Annotated in this window: 20 protein-coding genes; 14 read left to right on the top strand and 6 right to left on the bottom strand. The window is 53.3% G+C overall.

Annotated features, from left to right (window positions below; genetic code table 11):
• Window positions 1-224 precede the first annotated feature (224 nt).
• Both C162_RS11835 and C162_RS11830 read left to right on the top strand, forming a co-directional pair.
• Window positions 225-1526, top strand: a complete 1302-nt coding sequence (locus tag C162_RS11835; protein WP_156949612.1) for a hypothetical protein — start codon at window positions 225-227, stop codon at window positions 1524-1526.
• Between the two features lie 33 nt (window positions 1527-1559).
• Window positions 1560-2216, top strand: coding sequence for a M48 family metallopeptidase (locus C162_RS11830; RefSeq protein WP_036694657.1), 657 nt, complete (start codon window positions 1560-1562; stop codon window positions 2214-2216).
• 32 nt (window positions 2217-2248) lie between these two features.
• On the opposite strand, the gene C162_RS11825 is transcribed toward C162_RS11830, so the two are convergent.
• Window positions 2249-3124: a GNAT family N-acetyltransferase gene (locus tag C162_RS11825; protein ID WP_036694605.1), complete on the bottom strand. Its 876-nt coding sequence runs from the start codon at window positions 3122-3124 to the stop codon at window positions 2249-2251.
• Between the two features lie 103 nt (window positions 3125-3227).
• Window positions 3228-3812 carry a GNAT family N-acetyltransferase gene (locus tag C162_RS11820; RefSeq protein ID WP_036694604.1) on the bottom strand — a complete coding sequence of 195 codons (585 nt, stop codon included), beginning with the start codon at window positions 3810-3812 and terminating at the stop codon, window positions 3228-3230.
• A gap of 270 nt (window positions 3813-4082) precedes the next feature.
• On the opposite strand from C162_RS11820, the gene C162_RS11815 reads away from it, so the two are divergent.
• The 6 genes from C162_RS11815 to C162_RS11790 all read left to right on the top strand — a co-directional run bounded on the left by C162_RS11815 (window position 4083) and on the right by C162_RS11790 (window position 9846).
• Window positions 4083-6008: an asparagine synthase-related protein gene (locus C162_RS11815; RefSeq protein WP_036694603.1), complete on the top strand. Its 1926-nt coding sequence runs from the start codon at window positions 4083-4085 to the stop codon at window positions 6006-6008.
• A gap of 28 nt (window positions 6009-6036) precedes the next feature.
• The gene (locus tag C162_RS35945; RefSeq protein WP_036694602.1) at window positions 6037-6162 is read left to right on the top strand and encodes a paeninodin family lasso peptide; all 126 of its coding nucleotides are present in this window, start codon (window positions 6037-6039) and stop codon (window positions 6160-6162) included.
• A gap of 178 nt (window positions 6163-6340) precedes the next feature.
• Window positions 6341-7279 (top strand): hypothetical protein, encoded by a 939-nt coding sequence (locus C162_RS11805; protein ID WP_036694600.1) that lies wholly within the window; start codon window positions 6341-6343, stop codon window positions 7277-7279.
• Window positions 7276-7581 carry a lasso peptide biosynthesis PqqD family chaperone gene (locus C162_RS11800; RefSeq protein ID WP_036694597.1) on the top strand — a complete coding sequence of 102 codons (306 nt, stop codon included), beginning with the start codon at window positions 7276-7278 and terminating at the stop codon, window positions 7579-7581. Before C162_RS11805 ends, C162_RS11800 begins: the two co-directional genes overlap by 4 nt.
• Entirely contained in the window at window positions 7578-8036 is a 459-nt protein-coding gene (locus C162_RS11795) for a lasso peptide biosynthesis B2 protein (RefSeq protein WP_036694594.1), read from the top strand. Before C162_RS11800 ends, C162_RS11795 begins: the two co-directional genes overlap by 4 nt.
• Window positions 8037-8049: 13 nt before the next feature.
• Complete coding sequence (locus C162_RS11790; protein WP_036694593.1) at window positions 8050-9846, top strand: ABC transporter ATP-binding protein; 1797 nt, start codon at window positions 8050-8052, stop codon at window positions 9844-9846.
• Window positions 9847-10132: 286 nt separating this feature from the next.
• On the opposite strand, the gene C162_RS11785 is transcribed toward C162_RS11790, so the two are convergent.
• Window positions 10133-11329: a nucleotidyltransferase domain-containing protein gene (locus C162_RS11785; protein WP_036694592.1), complete on the bottom strand. Its 1197-nt coding sequence runs from the start codon at window positions 11327-11329 to the stop codon at window positions 10133-10135.
• 228 nt (window positions 11330-11557) lie between these two features.
• Here C162_RS11785 and C162_RS11780 point away from each other — a divergent pair, with 228 nt between their 5' ends.
• The gene (locus tag C162_RS11780) at window positions 11558-12259 is read left to right on the top strand and encodes a DUF554 domain-containing protein (protein WP_036694591.1); all 702 of its coding nucleotides are present in this window, start codon (window positions 11558-11560) and stop codon (window positions 12257-12259) included.
• Window positions 12260-12264: 5 nt separating this feature from the next.
• On the opposite strand, the gene C162_RS11775 is transcribed toward C162_RS11780, so the two are convergent.
• Window positions 12265-13218, bottom strand: coding sequence for an NADP-dependent oxidoreductase (locus C162_RS11775; RefSeq protein WP_036694590.1), 954 nt, complete (start codon window positions 13216-13218; stop codon window positions 12265-12267).
• Between the two features lie 209 nt (window positions 13219-13427).
• Here C162_RS11775 and C162_RS11770 point away from each other — a divergent pair, with 209 nt between their 5' ends.
• The 3 genes from C162_RS11770 (at window position 13428) to C162_RS11760 (ending at window position 15506) form a co-directional block, all read left to right on the top strand.
• Window positions 13428-13868, top strand: a complete 441-nt coding sequence (locus C162_RS11770; RefSeq protein WP_036694589.1) for a HEAT repeat domain-containing protein — start codon at window positions 13428-13430, stop codon at window positions 13866-13868.
• Between the two features lie 101 nt (window positions 13869-13969).
• Window positions 13970-14542: a hypothetical protein gene (locus C162_RS11765; protein ID WP_036694656.1), complete on the top strand. Its 573-nt coding sequence runs from the start codon at window positions 13970-13972 to the stop codon at window positions 14540-14542.
• Between the two features lie 97 nt (window positions 14543-14639).
• On the top strand, window positions 14640-15506 hold the full coding sequence (locus tag C162_RS11760; protein ID WP_036694588.1) for a CPBP family intramembrane glutamic endopeptidase: 867 nt from the start codon (window positions 14640-14642) through the stop codon (window positions 15504-15506).
• Window positions 15507-15680: 174 nt separating this feature from the next.
• Here C162_RS11760 and C162_RS11755 read toward each other — a convergent pair whose 3' ends face one another.
• Window positions 15681-17219, bottom strand: coding sequence for an acyl-CoA synthetase (locus C162_RS11755; RefSeq protein ID WP_051493416.1), 1539 nt, complete (start codon window positions 17217-17219; stop codon window positions 15681-15683).
• A 280-nt stretch (window positions 17220-17499) separates the two neighbouring features.
• Between C162_RS11755 and C162_RS11750 the strand changes: the two genes are divergently transcribed.
• Together C162_RS11750 and C162_RS11745 are read left to right on the top strand one after the other, a co-directional pair.
• Window positions 17500-18057 (top strand): GNAT family N-acetyltransferase, encoded by a 558-nt coding sequence (locus C162_RS11750; RefSeq protein WP_235218407.1) that lies wholly within the window; start codon window positions 17500-17502, stop codon window positions 18055-18057.
• A 104-nt stretch (window positions 18058-18161) separates the two neighbouring features.
• Complete coding sequence (locus tag C162_RS11745; protein WP_036694584.1) at window positions 18162-18878, top strand: hypothetical protein; 717 nt, start codon at window positions 18162-18164, stop codon at window positions 18876-18878.
• Between the two features lie 199 nt (window positions 18879-19077).
• Here the strand turns inward: C162_RS11745 and C162_RS35355 are convergent, their stop codons facing one another.
• Window positions 19078-19203, bottom strand: a complete 126-nt coding sequence (locus tag C162_RS35355; protein WP_076161612.1) for a DUF4023 family protein — start codon at window positions 19201-19203, stop codon at window positions 19078-19080.
• Window positions 19204-19409 lie beyond the last annotated feature (206 nt).

Below are 19409 nucleotides of genomic sequence, written 5' to 3'. Positions count from 1 at the left end.
CTACGCTGTATCGAAGAGGAACGCTGCTGAATCTTACGCAGTGTTCCTTTTTTGTCATGCCCGATCAAACTAATCATTGTGCTACAGGCATTTCTATAAGAAAATGAGAAAAAGACAACGCAAAGGTTGCGGAACCGGAGGCTATGGTGAAAAAGGTCAATACAGCAATTTCAGCACTCTTTATACTTGTTATGATATTAGCTGTCTGGGTATGGGCTGTGTCCGTGCATACCTGGACCCTGGCGGGGACCTTGGCTTCGCTGCTCTGTCTGGCCCTGTTTATCTGGACGGGCCTGCGGGCCATACCCGCTATAACCGGATACATCATGAGCCCAGGCGCACTGCGGACGGTGAATATGGACGACTCGCCGGAGGAACGGCAGCGGACCTGGTTGAAGATTGTGCTGTGGGTGATATTCAGCCGGGTGCTGCTGATCCTGGCAGCTTATGTGTTCTGGGTGCTTCGGGAGGGAGGCTCCGGCAGCCTGTTCTCCCGCTTCATTGAGATGTGGCATATCCGCGGAATTGATGCGATGTCCTATCTGGGCATTGCCGAGCGGTGGTATGTGACGGAAGGGGACCCCAGATTTCATATTGTATTTCTGCCGTTCTTCCCCGTTATGATCAAGCTGGCGCAGTTCTTCACAGGAAATTATATGGCTGCCGGATTTGTTGTAGCCAATCTCTGCACGCTTGTTGCGGCGTTGTTCGCTTATGAACTGGCCCGGCTGGATATGGGGCGCAGGAATGCCCTGCGGGTAGTGAAGTACATCTTTATCTTTCCGTCGGCCTTCTTTTTCTTCCTTCCCATGACGGAGGCGCTGTTCCTGCTGCTCTCCCTGATGGCGCTGTATTTTGTGCGCAAAAAGCGCTGGCTGCTGGGCTGCCTCTGCGCGGCGCTGGCCGGATTCACCCGTTCCCCGGGGATTCTGCTGGCCGTGCCGATTGCCGTGGAATTTGCCCGGGAGCTGGCTGCTGGCTACAGGTCAATGGACCGGAAGGCTTTTACGAATAAGCTGATCTTGGCTGTCCTCTCTCTGGTGAGCGTCTCGTTCGGTCTGCTGGCTTATCTCTACATCAATTACAATGTGACGGGCAACGCATTCCAGTTCAGTATTTATCAGCGGGAGCACTGGTCGCAGCGGTTCTACTTCTTTTTTGATACCGTGAGATATCAGATAGAGTATGCGGTGAATACCTTCAAGGATGCCGATTACCGGTCATTCCTGGGGCTGTGGCTGCCGAATTTGTGCGCGATCTTCCTGGTTCTCTTCATGATGCTCCGCAGTGCGAAGAAGCTTAATCCCGCTTATATGGCGTACATGATCGCCTATTTCGTCTATGTGGTGGCCCCGACTTGGCTGCTGTCTGCTCCGCGTTATTTCGCTGTAGCTTTTCCGCTGGCCTTCGCCGCTGTGCTATTGACGGAGGATAAGAGATGGAAGGATATCCTGCTCACGACGCTATTCATTGTGGGGGGTCTCCTGTATCTGGCGGTGTTTGTATCCGGTTATCCGGTGTATTAGTGTGTACTAGAAATTACAGAAACGATGGTGGCTATGCAGATTCAACTAGAAGATCAGATGGTGACGTTACATGTCCAGTATGTGAGGCGCAAGAAGCTTTCCGTAACGGTGGACGGCTCGGATCTCATTACCGTTAAAGCGCCCAAGGGAACGAGTGAAGAGACGATCCTCGGTGCGGTAGCAAGTCTAGGCCCGAAGATTCTGGAGAAGCTGCGCAGCAATGCCGCGGCCCGGCAGGTGCCGCAGGTTAAGGCTTATGAGGGAGACGAAGAAGCTTTCTTGTACTTGGGGAAGGAGTATGCGCTGCATGAGCTGATTGGGGAGCGGCAGGCGGATGCGGAGGCGCTGAAGCTTGCGCTGAAGAAGTTCTATACGGCCAGTCTGAAAAAAATCATCGCAGAGCGCATCAAGCCCTACCAGACGCAGCTCAGAGTGAAGCCGAAGAATATCGAGATTGTGGAATCCCGGACCAAGTGGGGGAGCTGCAGCTTTGACGGCAAGCTGACGTTCAATTACCGCCTGGCCATGGCGCCGCCTGAAGTGATCGACTATGTCATCATTCATGAGCTGTGTCATCTGCTGCATATGAATCATGACCGTTCCTTCTGGCGGCGCCTGGGCAGTATAATGCCGGACTATAAGGACAAGGAAGCCTATCTGGCCCGGCAGGGGCAGTTTATGACGCTGTGAACATTTTACAAGGTTAAAAGTGTAGCGTACGCCTAGGCGATGGAAGTAGCCGGATGCTTGACGTTAGCAGGATACTGCTGCCCGCCCTGAGTGCGGACGAATAGGCCCTCTGAATGGCTGGTGCCTGACAACTCCAGGCCAGGGTCATCCGGGGTGAAGTGGAAAACGATCGTCTCCGTGTCGCTGTCCGCAAGCTTCAGGGCGATGTCGCGGCAGGAGACGGGCTGTGTGCTGATCAGATCGAAAAGCTCAAGCTGCCCATTCTCCTGCTGGCAGATGGCAATGAGATTCTCGTCCTCCAGGTAGTAGAGCTGATCGCTGAACACATTCAGGCAGTAGAACATCAGCAGTCCATGGGCGCCGCTGACGCCAAGACGCTCAGATACCGGTACCCGCTGCGCTCCAAGGGTAGAGACCAGGCTCAGATCACGCGGGTCGGCAAGATCCAGCTTGCGGATTGCCGCAGATCCGGCAGCGCCTCCGAGGCAGGGCATGGAGAAGATCTGTTCTTCCACCGGGTGGAAGCCGAATTTTGGATAGAACTCCAAGACTGACTCATTGGCAAAAAGATACATGAATTCACACGCTTGTCCGTAATCCTCCAGCACCTTGTCCATCAACCGGGCAGACAGGCCGCGTCCTCTATAGTCAGGATGAGTCATTACTGTTCCGATCTGCACAGCAGGGGACTTCACCCCATTAATAATTAGCTCTATAAGATTCACCGAGACATTCGCCACGATCCGGTCTCCCTCCGCATAAGAATAAGGAACATACTTATCCGTCCAGAAGCCTTCCTCATACCAGCGCCCCAGCTCCAGCTCGAACGTATCTTTTGCCAACTCGAAAAAGCTGTTCCGCAGCGGCTCTATATCTTTATAATTACAGACAAATTGAAGAGTATCCATAGGTAGTTGCTCCTTCAGTGTATAGGTAAAAGAATACCCCCAACTATACTAAATCCCCTCTCCGCCAGACAGGTATTAGTTAAGTTAAATTAAATAATCCCGTTTAATATTCAACCCCGCGAACCTTTGAGTAGACCATCGTGTCTCTTAAGCTACCCGTTACATCGGTCTTGTCATTGCGCAAGATACCCTCCAAGGTAAAGCCAGTACGTTCGGCTACGCGAGCACTCTGTGTATTGCGTGAGTCGCAACGGATCTCCAGCCGGTTAGCCTGTAACTCCTGTATGGCGAAATCTGTAATGGCATTTACTGCTTCTGAGATGTAACCTTGACCCGCGTATGAGGTGCGAACCCAATATCCGATTTCAAATTTACGCACCCGCCAATCGATTCGGTGCAAGCCGCTGCTCCCGATAAGCTGTCCCGTCTTCTTATGAAAAAGCAGCAGCCGGATATCGCTGCGTTCCAGAAACTGCAGCCGTGATTTCCGGATGGATACCTCTGATTCTTCCACAGAAGGGACCTGCTGGGCCCAAGGCATCCAGTGCCGTAATTCCACTGCGCTCTCTTGTACCGCTTCATGTATAGTAGCGCCGTCTCCCCATGCTACTGAGCGAATTTGCAGGCGGCTGCTTTCGAAGCTTTCCGGTACGGGAATCAGGATGGGGTCCATTGAATAATTCTTCATAAATCTAGCTCCTACTAAAGGTATTTGGTGAATCAGTCACTTTTAGTATAAGCCATTATATACCATAGGTCATATTTCAGGGTTTTAATACCATAGATTTTAACTATAGTCAATACGCTAAAGGATACCTAAAAGTACTCTCAGGTACTATTCACATTTAATGGCAAGAACGTTATCTTAGGTAATAAGAAGTGTTCACTATTAAGAACCTGTTGTAATGAACCTAGTACTGTAACGGTAGCGAAATTATAGACAGCTGGAGGTTAACCCATGAGTGCAATCGCCGGGATCTATTCTATGCAGCATGGGCCGCTGGACCCGGAGCTTGGCCTGCGACTGATGCAGGAGCTGCAGCGTTATCCGGCGGATGATGCCCGGGGCTGGAATACGGAGGGGCTGTTCCTCGGGTGCCACGCACAGTGGATTACTCCGCAGTCCCGGGGCGAGGTGCTTCCCTATTATGATCCGCAGCGGAAGCTGACGATCGTAGCGGACGCCATCATTGATAACCGCAGCGAACTCTTCGGACAACTTCAGGTGGTCCGGGAGGATCAGGAGTCGATGCCGGACAGTCTGCTGATTCTTCTGGCCTATGAGAAATGGGGGGATCAGGCTCCGGTGCATCTGGTCGGAGATTTTGCCTTCATGATCTGGGATGCCGGCAGGCAGACGCTGTTTGGAGCGAGGGATTTCTCGGGGAGCCGGACGCTGTACTTTCACCGCTCTGGCAGACAGTTCTCCTTCTGCACCGTGATTCATCCCTTGCTCACGCTAATGGATGGAACACACGCACTGCATGAAGGCTGGATCTCTGAATACCTGGCAGGCCAGGGCCGGATGGATGTCGCGGATATGTTCTCCACGGTCTATCAGGGTGTGGAGCAGCTGCCCCCGGCGCATTCAATGACAGTCAGCGCGAAGGGGATAACCTTCTCCAGGTATTACACCTTCCAGACCCCGTCTCCACTCCGGTTGCGCAGCAATGGCGAGTATGAGGAGGCATTCCGTGAAGTGTTCGGACGTGCAGTCCGGGACCGGCTGCGTACCCATCTTGAAGCGGGTGCGAACTTAAGCGGCGGACTGGACTCAGGGGCGGTGGTGAGCTTTGCGGCAGAGGCGCTTCGCAGCGAAGGTAAGCCGCTCTACACCTTCAGTTCATATCCCCTGGATCACTTTACAGGGTTCAAGCTGGGCCAGCGGGTGACCGATGAGCGTCCATATATTCAGGAGACCGTCGACTACGTCGGGAATATTGAGCCTGGCTTTTACAATTTTCCTGACCGCAGCTCTTATGGCGAAATCGACGAATGGCTCGATATTATGGAGATGCCCTACAAATTCATAGAGAATTCCTATTGGCTGAGGGGCATATATGAACAAGCCGGACTGAAGAATGCCGGTGTGCTGCTCAGCGGACAGCGGGGCAACTGGAGTATCTCCTGGGGGCCGGCGCTGGATTACCAGGCGAAGCTGCTGCGGGAGTTCCGCTGGTTCCGCTTTTACCGGGAGAATAAGCTGTACAGCCATTCGATGGGCGTAAGCCGCAAAAGAATGCTGAAGATTGCCGGGCGCAAGGTATTCCCTGCCCTGGGCCAGCTGATGACCGGGAAGCAGGAGGCTCCGCCGGAACTGATCCATCCTGAATTTGCCCGGCGGACAGGGGTGCAGGAGCGCTTGAAGGAGCTGGACCAGTCGCCAGCCTCCCAGACTGTGTACGATATCCGCAGAGAGCATTTCCGCCAGCCGCATGTCTGGAATGTGAACGGAACGGCGGCTACCAAGCTGTCGCTGAAGTACAGGGTCTGGGACCGGGATGCGACGAATGACCTGCGTGTCATCAACTTCTGTATGTCGGTGCCTGAGGAGCAATACGTCCAGAACGGAATGGACCGCTCGCTCATCCGCAGGGCGATGGAGGGGCGGCTGCCGGATAAGGTCAGGCTTAACCAGACCCGCCGCGGTATTCAGGGAGCTGACGGCATTACCCGTATACTGCCCGAGTGGCAGAGGTTCCAGCAGGAGCTGAGGGAGATGCTGCAAGACCCTCGTGCTTCGTCTTATCTGAATCGTCCCGGGCTCGCCGGATGCTTGGACCGGCTGGGTAGTGAGCCCGAACCATTATTAATCTTTAACACAGATTTCCGCCTTCTTACGCGAGGACTGGTGTTCTACCGCTTTTTGAAGCGGCTCTCCTGAAGGACGTTTCTTGAAAGGGGGTGACAAGATGAAAAAGGAATACAGCAAGCCTGCATTGGAAGTGTTGGATGTGAAAATGACTATGGCTGGCCCGGGGGTATCCATTGCCGATGCGTTCCAAGCCGATCCAGATGAAATCGTTAGTCACTCCTAGTCTTCCTGCATTACCGCTCAGCCCTAATCCCTCTTAGCTTGCTGGAGGGGGATCAGGGCTATCCCTTTATCCGAAGTAACGTTCCGAAACGTTACCGTCCTTTCAAAGGACGGCAATGCCGTTTCCACTTGTCATCCGCAAGACAACGGGTGAAATTGACTGAGATGGAGTGAGCAGTATGGCTGGCACAGTGCAATGCCTCGGTTATAAGGCTTTTGGCCTGCATATCCTCAGTGAGTTCCCGTTGCCGGAGCTCCCCCGTATGGATCACCCCGGAAGGATAGGGAGCCTGTGGGTAGTGGAAGGCCTTCTGTCTGAACGATGGGAAGCGATACCGAAAATTACGCCGAACCTGGGCATCGCGGAGCATGAAGTGATGTTCATGGTGAAGGGCACTGCTATTTTTTCCATACAGAACGGCAGTACGATTACAGTCTCTCCAGCAGCAGGCGCCGATCCGGATAGCATCCGCTTATTCATTCTGGGCAGCTGTATGGGGGTAGTATTGATGCAAAAAGGAATACTGGCCCTGCATGGCAGCTCGCTTGTGCTGGACAATAAAGCCTATGCGCTGGTGGGGCGTTCAGGTGCGGGTAAATCCACGCTTGCCTCCTATCTGATGGATCAGGGACATCTCCTGGTCAGTGACGACGTTATTCCCGTGTTGGTGCATAATGGACATCCATTAGCTGTTCCAGGTTATCCGCAGCAGAAGCTGTGGCAGCAGAGCCTGGACTATTTGGGAATGAATTCGTCTGCATACCGTCCGCTGTTTCAGCGGGAGACCAAGTTCGCGGTACCGGTGCATGACCGGTTCCAGAGTGAGCCGCTGCCGCTGGCCGGCATTTTTGAACTGTCTGTGGTGCAGGACGGGCCGGTGGCCGTAGAGGCTATAAGCGGCTTGGACCGGCTTCATACCTTATACAATCATACTTATCAAAAAGCGCTGGTTGACCCTATGGGTGTCAGAGAATGGCACTTCGGGCTGCTGGCCTCGTTCGTAAACCGGCTGCCGATGTACCGGCTGACCCGCCCCGAGCAGGGCTTCAGTGCACCGCAGCAGACGGAAATGATTATGGAGACGATTATGCCTAAGATGAAGGAGATGAACCTATGAATATGAATACTACAGAAGTGCTGTCGCTGGAGTCGGTACTGGTTCAACGGGAAGGCAATATCGCAAGTGACATGGACGGCGAGAAGGTCATGCTGAATGTGAAGAACGGGAAATACTACAACCTCGGCGAAGTCGGCGGTGAGATCTGGGAAGCATTGGCTTCACCGGTATCGATTCGGCAGATTGCCGGGAAGATGCAGGAGATCTTTGAGGTACCGGCAGAGCTGGCGCAGCAGGATGTCATTGATTTTGTACAGAATCTGCTGAATGAGGATCTTGTCTCTATCGTTAGCGGGCCATGATGACTCTCCGGCGGCTCCGTCTTCTGCTGGTGCATGACAAGGCGTTGCTTGCGCTGATTCCCGAGACGTTATGGCGGCTGATGCTGGTCCGCATCCAGCTGTTGTTCCCCTTTGCCAGGACCGCCCCGCAGCTGGGGGTGAAATCCATGGAGACTCCCGAAGTATCCAGAACTTCCGATATTCGCCGCATCCAGCAGATTACCAAGGCGATCCGGGTGATGAGCCGCTATACTCCCTGGAAAAGCACCTGTATGGTCCGGGCGGTAGCCGCCCTGAAGATGCTGGAGAAGCGGGGGATTGAGAGTACCCTCTACATGGGGGTGGCCCGCGATAAGCAGGGCAAAATGATTGCCCACGCCTGGCTGCGCAGCGGAGCCCATTATGTCTCGGGGGATGACGCTATGCAAGGCTTCGTGGTGGTGGAGAAGTTCGCGAAGGTGTTACAAGCCGAGTAATCGAGGTGGGTCCATGCAAGCCATAATCTACTACGTCCGGCAGCTACAGCGGTTGTCGGGCGTGAAGCTGTATCTTAATCTGCTGGGCATGGTGATCAGCGGTCTGCTGGAGAGCTCCGCCATTCTGCTGCTGGTTCCCATGCTTGGCATGGCTGGCATTCAGCTGGGCGGCGCGGCGGCGGGCTATCATCTTCCTATGCTCGGATTCATCACTGAACTGCCGCAATCCACAGCGCTGCTGCTGGTGCTGGGCAGTTATGTTCTGATTGTGCTCTGTCAGAATCTGATTGCAAGATTCGTAGCGATCCGCAATGTCGAAATTCAGCAGACTTATGGCAGGCAGCTGCGATATGAGGTGTATAGCGCATTGCTGCGGGCGCAGTGGTCTTTTTTTCTGAAAAAACGCACCTCTGATCTGATCAATATGATGACCACCGAGCTGGCCAGAGTCCTGGCGGGTATCAGCGGCTTCCTGCAGTTTCTCACTTCGCTGTTGTTCACATTGGTGCAGATTGCCTTTGCCTTCTGGCTGTCCCCCAAGATGACACTGGCGGTTCTCGTCTGCGCGGCGCTGCTGTCCATCTTCTCCCGGCGGTTCATCCGTAAGGCGAAGAGGTTGGGCAGCCGCAGCACGGAGCTGGGCAAGACGTATCTGGGCGGCATTACCGATCAGCTGAACGGAATCAAGGATATCAAAAGCAATAATCTGGAGCAGTCCCGCCTCGAATGGCTGCATGCCTTCACCGGCGAAGTTAAGCAGGAGCAGCTCGACTATACGCGCCTGCGCTCTAACTCCCAGCTCCTGTATAAGCTGTCTTCCACGCTGCTGATTGCTGTATTTATCTTCGTCTCCTTCCGGTTCATGCAAGTGGAAGGGCCGAATCTGCTGCTGGTCATTCTCGTCTTCACCCGGCTGTGGCCGACCTTCTCGACGCTACAGTCGCTGCTGGAGCAGCTGGCCTCAGTAGTGCCATCCTTCAAACAACTGCAATCGCTGCAGGGAGAATGTCTGGCTGCTGTCGAGCATGAAGCGGATCAAGGCGGAGAACGGGTGCTGCCTTTGACGCTGGAGCGCGGTCTAGAAGCCCGGAATGTCGATTTCCGTTATCATGCGGACGAGCCGCAATATTCGCTCCAGAACGTGAATGTGCAGATTCCCGCCCGGCAGATGACGGCGATTGTCGGACGTTCAGGCGCCGGCAAAAGCACGCTCGTCGATCTGCTCATGGGACTGATGCAGCCGGAGAACGGGGAGATTCTGGCGGACGGTCAGCCGGTCACAGGGGAGCGGCTGCTGTCCTACCGGAGATCCATCGGGTATGTGGCGCAGGACCCGTTCCTGTACAACGCTACCATCCGGGATAATCTGATGATGATCAAGCCGGATGCGGAGGAAGCTGAGCTGTGGGAGGCACTGGAGTTTGCTTCCTCGGCGGACTTTGTCCGCAAGCTGCCGGACGGACTGGATACGCTGCTCGGCGACCGGGGTGTCCGCCTGTCGGGCGGGGAGCGGCAGCGCCTGGTGCTGGCGCGCGCCATTATCCGCAAGCCGTCGATTCTGGTGCTCGATGAGGCGACTAGTGCGCTCGACACCGAGAACGAGCAACGGATTCAAGAGGCGCTGGAGCGGATTAAGGCATCGGTGACCGTCATCGTCATTGCCCACCGCCTGTCCACGATCCGCGATGCCGATCAGATTCTGGTCATCGACCAGGGCCGGGTCATCCAGCAGGGAGTCTATAGCGGTCTGGCTTCGGAGAAGGGCGGCATGTTCAGCCGATTGTTGAAAGGGCAGGAAGAAGCTGGATAAGGGTATACCTAAAACGCGAATGTAGGCGAAAAACCGAACACATTCGGTGCTGCGTGGGTGTGTAGCCCGAATGTAATCGAAAAACCGATTACATTGGGCGAGCGCAGAGGTTGTGGCCCGAATGTAATCGAAAAACCGATTACATTGGATGGGCGCAGAGGTTGTAGCCCGAATGTAATCGAAAAACCGATTACATTGGCTGACCGCCACCCGGCTCCGAAACCGTAAAAAGGCAAGTGCTGCTAATCTAACGCAGCACTTGCCTTTTTGGTATGGCTGTCCCTGCCTAATTCTCCTTCTCCGCACCCGTAATCTTCCGCCAGCTCCACAGCAAAGGCCGCAGCGGAAAATACAAGAAATGCAGCATTCTCGGCAGCGGCAGCATCTTGGCATCCGCAGCATAAGGGTACAGGAAGCTGGCGGAGCGGAGCATCCGGCTTCGGGTGGATAGAATGCTTGGCAGATACCGCTTGAAGTGCTGCTCCACCTCCGGCTCCAGTGGAGGGGTATTCAAATTCACAATCCGAGGGAGATAGAACAGAATATCCTGCGCCAGCCTGTGGGCTTTGGGGCTGTCCATCAGAGGGGCGAGGCTGGAATCGACAGGCGTCTCCAGCAGCTCTCTGGCCAGAATCAGCGTCTGTCCTCCTATGGCGTTGTGATCATAGTGCTGTAGTAAGCGGACCAGCTTGGCGGAGTCGGGCGGCTGCTGTCCCATTAGCAGCATCTTGATGTCCTGCAGCCATCTCAGCCGGGACCAGGCATGTCTGGCACCGTGTACAGCCAGGAACATGAACAGATCCTCCGGCCCCAGATAGCGGACATTCTGGCCGAAGGCGCTGCTGGTCCGCGAGTGACGCCAGAGCTCGTCGAACGCAGGCTCTTTGGCAGGCCCTGGCCCTAACCGCCAGTGCAGCTCCAGATTAACATTGCTGAGCGGATGCACGAACGTCGAATGATGCTCCCGCCATTTCCAGTCGCCAAGCAGGCTCTCGAACTTGTCTTCCTTCTCATAGCCCAGCCGGATCAGCAAGGTTTCGGCATCCTCCAGCTGTTCAATCGGCACCAGGAAGTCAAGATCCCGGGAGGTGCGCTGCGACAGGTCTCCGTACAGCTCCTGCCCAAGCACCGGCCCCTTGAGGAACAGACAGCGGATATTCAGCTCGGCCAGCTGACCTGCGATAGTGCTCATTTCACCGCTAAGCTGGAGCATCTGCACCGTATTCCTGCGGTATTGCCATTTTAGCTGCTCCAGAACGTCAGAAGGGACCGCCTTCTCCTCCATCTTGCTCAGCCTGGAATAGAGGTAGGGATACACCCTGTGCTGACGGTTCAGCTCCACGAATAAGTCCCAGTTCACCTCTGTGAACAACTGCGGATGCTTCCGCGCCGTCTCATCTGGATTTCCGGAATTCAGTAGTGCAAGAATAAGGCGTACTTCCTTGGTTAAGCTTGCCTGATTAAGGATCTTCCGGTCAGTCATAGAGACGCTCCTCACCTGAGTTGTGAACAGATCCGCACCGGATTTGTTCTATTAAAAGAACGATATTAGTGAGCGTACCATCGCTAACCGAAATTTGTCAATTTTTCGCCGGGTGCGTCTCGGAGCTTATCATTCCTGCCAGCAGAGAATAGTCTTGACTCAATAGTGACGGCTGCCCTTATAATGCAGATTAAGAGAGAAAAGAATCGACGGGAGAGTTGCTGAGGAATGGTACTGCTCGGAGCAATCGTGAATGGAATAGCAATTATTGCCGGAACTCTGCTGGGCAAGCTGCTGGAGCGGATACCGGAGAGTATGAAGAACACTGTGATGCAAGCGATTGGACTGGCGCTTATGCTGCTGGGGGTGCAGATGGGCCTGAAAAGCGGGAATTTCCTCATCGTCATTCTAAGTCTGGTGATCGGCGCAGTGGCCGGGGAGTGGATCAACATTGAAGGCAAATTCACCCGTGCGGGCGATTGGCTGGAGCGCAGAGTAGGTGCAGGCGGACAGGGGAGTATCTCGCTGGGCTTTGTCACGGCAAGCCTGGTGTTTGTTGTAGGAGCCATGGCTATTCTAGGCGCGCTGGACAGCGGTATCAAAGGCAATCATGAAATCCTCTACGCCAAATCCATCATGGACGGCTTCATTGCCATAATTCTAACCTCAACGCTGGGCATCGGAGTGATGTTCTCGGCTATTCCTGTTGTTATGTATCAAGGTGCCATCGCTTTACTGGCTACGCAGATCACCCGGTTTGTGCCTGATGCGCTGCTGAACGACTGCATAGCAGAGATGACCGCTACAGGCGGGGTAATGATTATCGGAATCGGTCTGAACCTGCTCGGGATCACTAAGATCAAGGTAGCCAACCTGCTGCCCGGTATCCTGATGGCTGTGCTGCTGGTCGTGCTGGTACATAACTTTTAACTGAATTATCGCTTATCAATTATCGTAATAGCAATAACACCCCGCGTCTTCCCGCTTGCGCTGAGCGCATGTGCAGTGCGCAGCCCTTCTTCACTCAGCGGAAAAACACCGCCGATCAGCGGCTGCAGCTTCCGCCCGGCCGTCAGCCGGGCCAGCTCGCTCAACTGGTAGGGATCGGCAGCGGGAGTCAGATAAGCTGCTGTAACTCCTTGCTGTGCTGCCAAGGCTGGATCAGGTTGTTCAGCAGTGGAGATCAGCCTTCCGCCCGGAGCCAGTACCGCGAAGCTTCTGCTTAGCACCCTGCCTCCTACGGTATCGATCACCACATCGATACTCTGTCCCAGAATCGCGGCACAATCCTGCTCGCTGCTGTTAATCGCCTGATCGGCCCCGAGGCCCCAGGCAACATCCAGCTCCTCATCGCCGCTGACGGTAGTAATCACCGTAGCACCCCTGAGCTTGGCCAGCTGTACTGCGAAGCTGCCGGTTCCGCCTGTACCGTTCTGCACCAGCACGCGGTCCCGGCTTGCGACCTTGGCGGCAGCCAACGCCTGCCAGGCGGCAAGCCCGGCAGCGGGTAACACCCCGGCTGCTGCGAAGGATACCCCCGGGGGCTTAAGCGCAAGCTCATGCTCCTTGGCCAACGTATATTCCGCGTAACCTCCGCTCTCACTAGCGGGCTCCAGGCCGAATACCTCGTCGCCAGGCTTGAAGCGGCTCACCCCTGCGCCGGTGTCTGCAATGATTCCGGCTACAACAACGCCTGGAATGAATGGACAGGCAGCAGGGGGTTCCCCGCTGGCAATCCGTGCTTCATCCAGTATGCTGCAATCTGTCGGATTAACAGAGGTCGCATACATCTCAATTAGCACCTCATGCTCACCTGGAGCAGGCTGCCGGAGGTCAATTTCTGTTAGATTCCCATGCGGGCCGGGCATATGTATAGCAATGGCTTTCATCTATGGTGGGTCTCCTTTATCTACTGGTGGATGATTTGGTACATACTATACGCATACGGCTACCGTTAGTCAAAATCCGTCCGCCAAGTCTTTTTCCATGAATGTTTGGACAAAAGATTGAAATCAAGCAGCGCAGTACGGTAGAATTGCACTAAGTAAGATGATTACGTTCTATATATCAGATTTAACCAAGAAGGGGATTGTAACGCTTGAATAATGAAGAAGTAATCCAAGAGCTGCCAGAGAACTATGACGAACTGAAGAAAGCCGCCGGCCGTTCCGCAGACTGGAGAGCGCGTCTTGAAGCGGTAGAAGAGCTGGGCCGCTACAACCACAAACAAACTATCGATATCCTTAATCGCCTGATGATCAGCGATCCTGTATATACCGTGCAAGAAGCCGCATATAACAAGCTGGTGGCTTTCGGCGAAGAGGTCAAGGTTCCATCGAAGAACAAAGCCGAACTGTTCAAAGGGTTGTCCAAGATTATTCTGCGGATTAAGAAGAGCCTGCCCAAGGACCATACCTACGAAGAGTTCAAAGAGAAGCTGAAGAAGATGCGGGTTGATATCTACGATGCCTATGAAGGCGAGAAGGGCGCGGATTTCGATCAGTGGCTGGAGAAGATGTGGGCTTCGGCTGCCAAGTAACCAATCTCAAATAACATAGCGAATTAGCAAGACAGCACCAAGCGGAGAGATAGGGGCGTTCCTTATTGCTCCGCTATATTTTTGTGAGAAAGGATGATTACATGCTTACCGGTACATTTCAGGAATTCCTTAAGCTGTCCACGCAGCTGCGTCCCGGGTACACCGCCAGTCTGGGTGAAGCTCCGGCAGGGGGCAGCGATGCGATATTAGAGTTTACACCCGAAGTACCTGCGCTTCTGCGTGCGGTCTATGATACGGTTCTTGGAACGGGCGGCGCCGAGGAAGATCCCAGTCTGCTGGAGTTCATTCCGGGCTACCGGCTGATTCATATCGGAGAATACGGCCATGAGGTGAAGATACTCTCAGGGATTCTGCAGGAGAAGGGATATACCGGCGGTGGAATCGTGTTGCCGCTGCTGACGAACTATGGGAGTGATTTCATTTGCTACTACCGCTCTGAAGAAGGCGTGGAACGGATCTGCGATCTGTTGCACGACTACGGCGATCTGGTGGTGATGTACGATTCACCGGAGAAGTTCCTGGAGACGCTGTGCGAATTCTATAAGCAGGAGGTCTATTTCCTGGATGAGGAAGGCTACCTGGACTGCGATCTGGTAAAAGAAGGTGAAGTAGGTTCAGCGCTCAACCCGGATGCCGAGTATTGGTCCGAGTAAAGACAATGCCTCCAAGCATTTCTATGAATTTGCAGGGAGAACCCCTTGAAGTCCGTCTAATGAATGACAGGCAATAGAGGGAAGGGGAATCCGCAATATGCAAAATATATTCATGAACCGTAACCGGCAGCTTAGAGCAGGTTGGGAAATATCATGTGTCGTAGCGGTTATTGTTTTTCTGACGGCTCTTGTCTCCTTTGGCGTATCGCTGAGGATCGGCTCTGAGCAGCTTTTTGATCCGGACGGGTGGGTACGTGTATTCAAATCTACAGCGATCTACTCCTTTATTGTTGTTTGTTATACGGTACGGAGAATTCATAAGCGTCCGTTGTCCAGCATTGGATTATCCAGACCGGACGGTGTAAGCCTTGCCGCCGGATTTGCTGGCGGATTTCTGCTGCTTTCATTGATTCTGCTTGTGCTGTGGGGACTGGGGTATGCTGTTCTGCAAGGGGAATGGGCACACCCGCAATTCGGACAGCTGGATGCGGCGGATATTGTACTTACAGCATTGCTGGCGGGAGTATGCGAGGAGGTTGTTTTCAGAGGCTATCTTCAACAGCTATTGTCCTTACGGATTGGCGTTCCGGCTGCGGTGGGCGTGACTTCCGTCCTGTTCTCGCTGGCCCATCTGGCGAACCCCGGATATAACTGGGTCAGCGGACTCAATATCGTATTCATTGCCCTGATCTTTTCTTGGATGACACTGCGAACCGGCAACTTGTATGCGGCAATGGGACTGCATATCTCCTGGAATCTATTCCAGGGTTATATTTACGGGGTTGCGGTGAGCGGTAATAACACTTATGGCCTGTATTCCGTAGCTCTAAAGGGCAATGAAATGCTAACCGGTGGCCAGTTTGGTCTGGAGGCCAGTCTGGTGACTACGCTGATTCTTGCAGTATTGTTTGTATTGCTGTTAGCATTCCCGAAACACAAAAATCCCCGTCCTGCATCACTGTAGGAACGGGGATTTTATAGTTTCGGCTGGCAATATAGCAGCCTGATTTGCAGCCCTCCTAGGAAATATAAGTATTTATCTGTTTCACACGATAGCTTATCCTTCTATTTCTCGCTGAAACGGTACCGTCCTTTAATAGGACGGCAAAGCCGTTTCCACTTAACAGAGTAGCTTATGTTACAGGTTAGCGTGCTTCTCCTGCTCGCGCAGCTCGATTCTGCGGATTTTTCCGGAGGTAGTCTTCGGCAGATCCGTAATGTATTCGATTTTGCGCGGATATTTGTAGGGGGCGGTCTGCTCCTTCACATGGGCTTGCAGCTCTTTGGTCAGCTCCGGTGTTCCGGCATGGCCGTCCTTGAGTACAATAAAAGCCTTGACGACGGACCCGCGGATCTCATCCGGGCTTGCGATTACGGCACATTCCTTAACGAGGGTATGCTTCATCAGCGCCTCTTCGACCTCGAACGGCCCGATCGTGTAGCCCGAGCTGATGATGATGTCATCGCCGCGCCCCTCGAACCAGAAATAGCCGTCCTCATCCTTGCGCGCCCGGTCGCCCGTTACAAAATACTCCCCATGCGAGCAGTTCGCTTTGCGCTCAGGATCTTTGTAGTAGTTCTGGAACAATGCAGGCATGCTCAGATGTACGGCGATATCACCGACCACTCCGGCCGGCAGCGGATGTCCGTCCTCGTCGATCACTTCGACAATGCCTGGAGCAATCGATTTGCCCATGGAGCCGACCCGGATTGGTTCATCCTTCAGCGCTGCGATGATGAGTGTGCTCTCTGTTTGTCCATAGCCGTCACGGATTGTAATATTGAAGTGTTGCTGGAAGGTATGAATCACTTCCTGATTCAGCGGTTCACCGGCGGATACAGCGCAGCGCAGATTGGACAGATCGTAGTCTGCCAGACCTTCTGTCTTCGCCATCAGGCGGTATTCTGTCGGTGTGCAGCATAATACCTGGATCTTCTCGTCCTGCAGCAGCTGCAGGTAGCGTTCCGGATGGAAGGCTCCGTTATAGACAAAGCCAGTTACCCCATTGCCGAGTACCGTCAGGAACGGACTCCAGATCCACTTCTGCCAGCCCGGTGCGGCTGTGGCCCAGACCGTATCTGATTCACGGATATCGAACCAGAGGGAGGAAGTGATCCGCAGATGAGCATATCCCCAGCCGTGCGTGTGAACTACTGCTTTGGGATTGCCGGTGGTTCCGGAGGTATAGGCCAGAATGGCGATATCATCGCGGCGGCTGGCAACCGTAGGGTAAGAATCTGCTTGTCCTTCCATTAGACCTTCCAGGTCGATCCAGCCTTCTTCAGGCTCAGCCGCACCGCTGGAGACGGACAGCTGGTAGTCCAATGCGGGAAGATCATCGGAGATTTTGTTGACTTCTCCGGTAGCCTCAGACCAGACAATAACGGCCCGTGCTTCAGAGTGGCGGAGCCGGTATGAGAGATCCTTCGCCCGCAGCATTTCAGACGAAGGGATAACAGCCAGTCCCAGCTTCAGGCAGGCCAGATATATCGCATAGGCGATGATGCGGCGGGGGACCATGACCAGGACCCGGTCGCCTTGCGTAAGTCCGAGGCCGGCCAGTCCGCCGGCGAGACGGTTAGCCTGAGCCATGAGCGCACCATAGGTGATTTGCTCCAGGCTCCCATTTTCATGTAACCATTTAATTGCAATCTTATCTTCAGGATGCTGCTCCATTTCCGAAGTGAGATTGTAGAATTCAGGTGCGATCCAGCGTTGATTATCCAAATGAACCTCTCCTATTATAAGTAATGATGTATCTGTTAACTACAGTATAGCACGTTCTCCTAGTACCAGATGCTAATCGGCTCATAGGGAAGCGGAGAATGTTCTGTGACAGTCTTTATTTTGAAACATCTTGATGCGTACAGGCTCCCTGAAGGTATTTTTAACCGGATAAGGGGACCATACATTAGAGCCCTTCACGCAGCGAAGCGGCAGAAAGCAGGCCATTGCAATGGACGAGAATACAATGATCAATGAGACAACTATTCATGAAGCAGGCATTAGTGAAGTGGAATTCAATGAAATATTCGCGATCATGGAAGCCTCTTTTCCGGTAAGTGAGATTAGAACCCGCACCGGGCAGCAGGCTTTGCTGGATCGGCCGAATTATCATCTGTATACCAGCAAGGATGCGGAGGGGGAGATACTGGCTTTTTTGGCGGCATGGGAGTTACCCGAGCTGCGGTTCATCGAGCATATTGCCGTGAATCCCGAGTGCCGGAGCGGAGGGATCGGCCGTAAGCTGATGAGCAGCTACCTTATGCGTTCGGACAAGCCGGTGCTGCTTGAGGTAGAGCCGCCGGACGGTGAGCTGGAACAGAGAAGAATCGGATTCTACGAGCGGCTGGGCTTTTACCTGAATCCCTATAACTATATGCAGCCGCCACTGCGTGCAGGGCAAGCCGATCTTCCGCTGCGCATTATGACCTACCCGGAGCCGGTGACGATGAAAGAGTTCCGCCGATTTAGAGATATTTTGTATACAGAGGTGTATGGGGTGGGCGTTTGAATTACTTCTTTACAATCCGGATACAAGTTAGAAACAAGTTAATGGTTTAATGAATTCATAGCAAGGAACACACTAACATCACAGGCTAAGGGAGACGATATTCAATGAAAAGCAAAAAAATGATCATAGCAACGATGGTATTCGGAATGGCCGTTACAGGTTCAGCAGGGGTCTACGCAGGAACGAACATGCAGAAGATCAGCGCCTATCTTAACCACGGCATCGGGTTCAAAGTTAACGGAGCGGCCTATACTCCGGTTGATAACAACGGCAAAACAATGGCGCCAATCACTTATAAGGATACAACGTATCTTCCGGTCCGGGCGATGGCAGATGCACTGAAGGTACCGGTGACATTCAATGCCTCCACGAATGAAGTTATCCTTGGAACTGGAACAGGGGCGACAACGCCGGATAATGGTTCAGCTGTGAAGCTGACGGCGGTAGAATACAGTGCGGCGCAGAAGGAGCAGATTGCTAAGGCGTTTGCGAACTTCGAGGGTTTTGAGAGAGCCTATGCCCCGACACAGATGGTCAGCGGAGATGCCTTCCAGAAGGTTGCGGGCGGTGATGACGGCGTAAGCTTCCTGTTCAATAAAATGCGTGTAAATGTCTCGCCGCGTGACTATTCCGATGGATATGACAGCAGTACAGTGAAGCTCTCCAATGGAACAGAGGCGAAATGGTATACCCCTTCGGATACGCCAATGCTGACCTTCAAGCTGGCAGACCGTTTTGTAACCATCAGCTCCGCTGACAAATCACTCAGCAAAGCACAAATCGAGAAAGTGGCAGTGGGCGTAACGAAGCTGAGCAAATAATTACTACTCCTTCTATAGAATAGAATGCAAAAGGGATGTCCGCAGAGCCGTAACTGGCTGCGCAGACATCCCTGCTTTGTTTTGATATAGAAGAATGTATATGTTTCACACTATACATTATCCTTCTATTTCTCGCCGCAACAGTACCGTCCTTTAAAAGACGGCAAAGCCGTTTCCGCTTGTGGCATGCTTGTTACTGTTATTTGTTAGAGCTATGCTGCTTGTTGGCCAGTCTTGCGCCTGGGGTTCCTTTACCGCGGTTTCTGTTCTTTAGCGCTTTACGCTGATTCTCCTGGAACTTCTCCACGAATTCATGAGTGTCCATAACAATCCTCCTAGAAGGTTAGATAACGTAGGCTTGAGGCATGCATAGCTTACGTTTAGATATTCGGTTATTCTGTCCATTTACGGTTAATATCATTCTAAGATGTTAAATATAAAATAATGCTTGCAATGAATCTCTATCCATGATATATTCTATTTCTGGCCGCGAAACATCAACGCCGAGCTCGAAAAAGAAGTTAAAAAAAG

This window comes from Paenibacillus sp. FSL R7-269, from assembly GCF_000517865.1.
GTDB lineage: Bacteria > Bacillota > Bacilli > Paenibacillales > Paenibacillaceae > Paenibacillus_AQ.
This window is presented reverse-complemented; position numbering and strand designations above follow the sequence as displayed.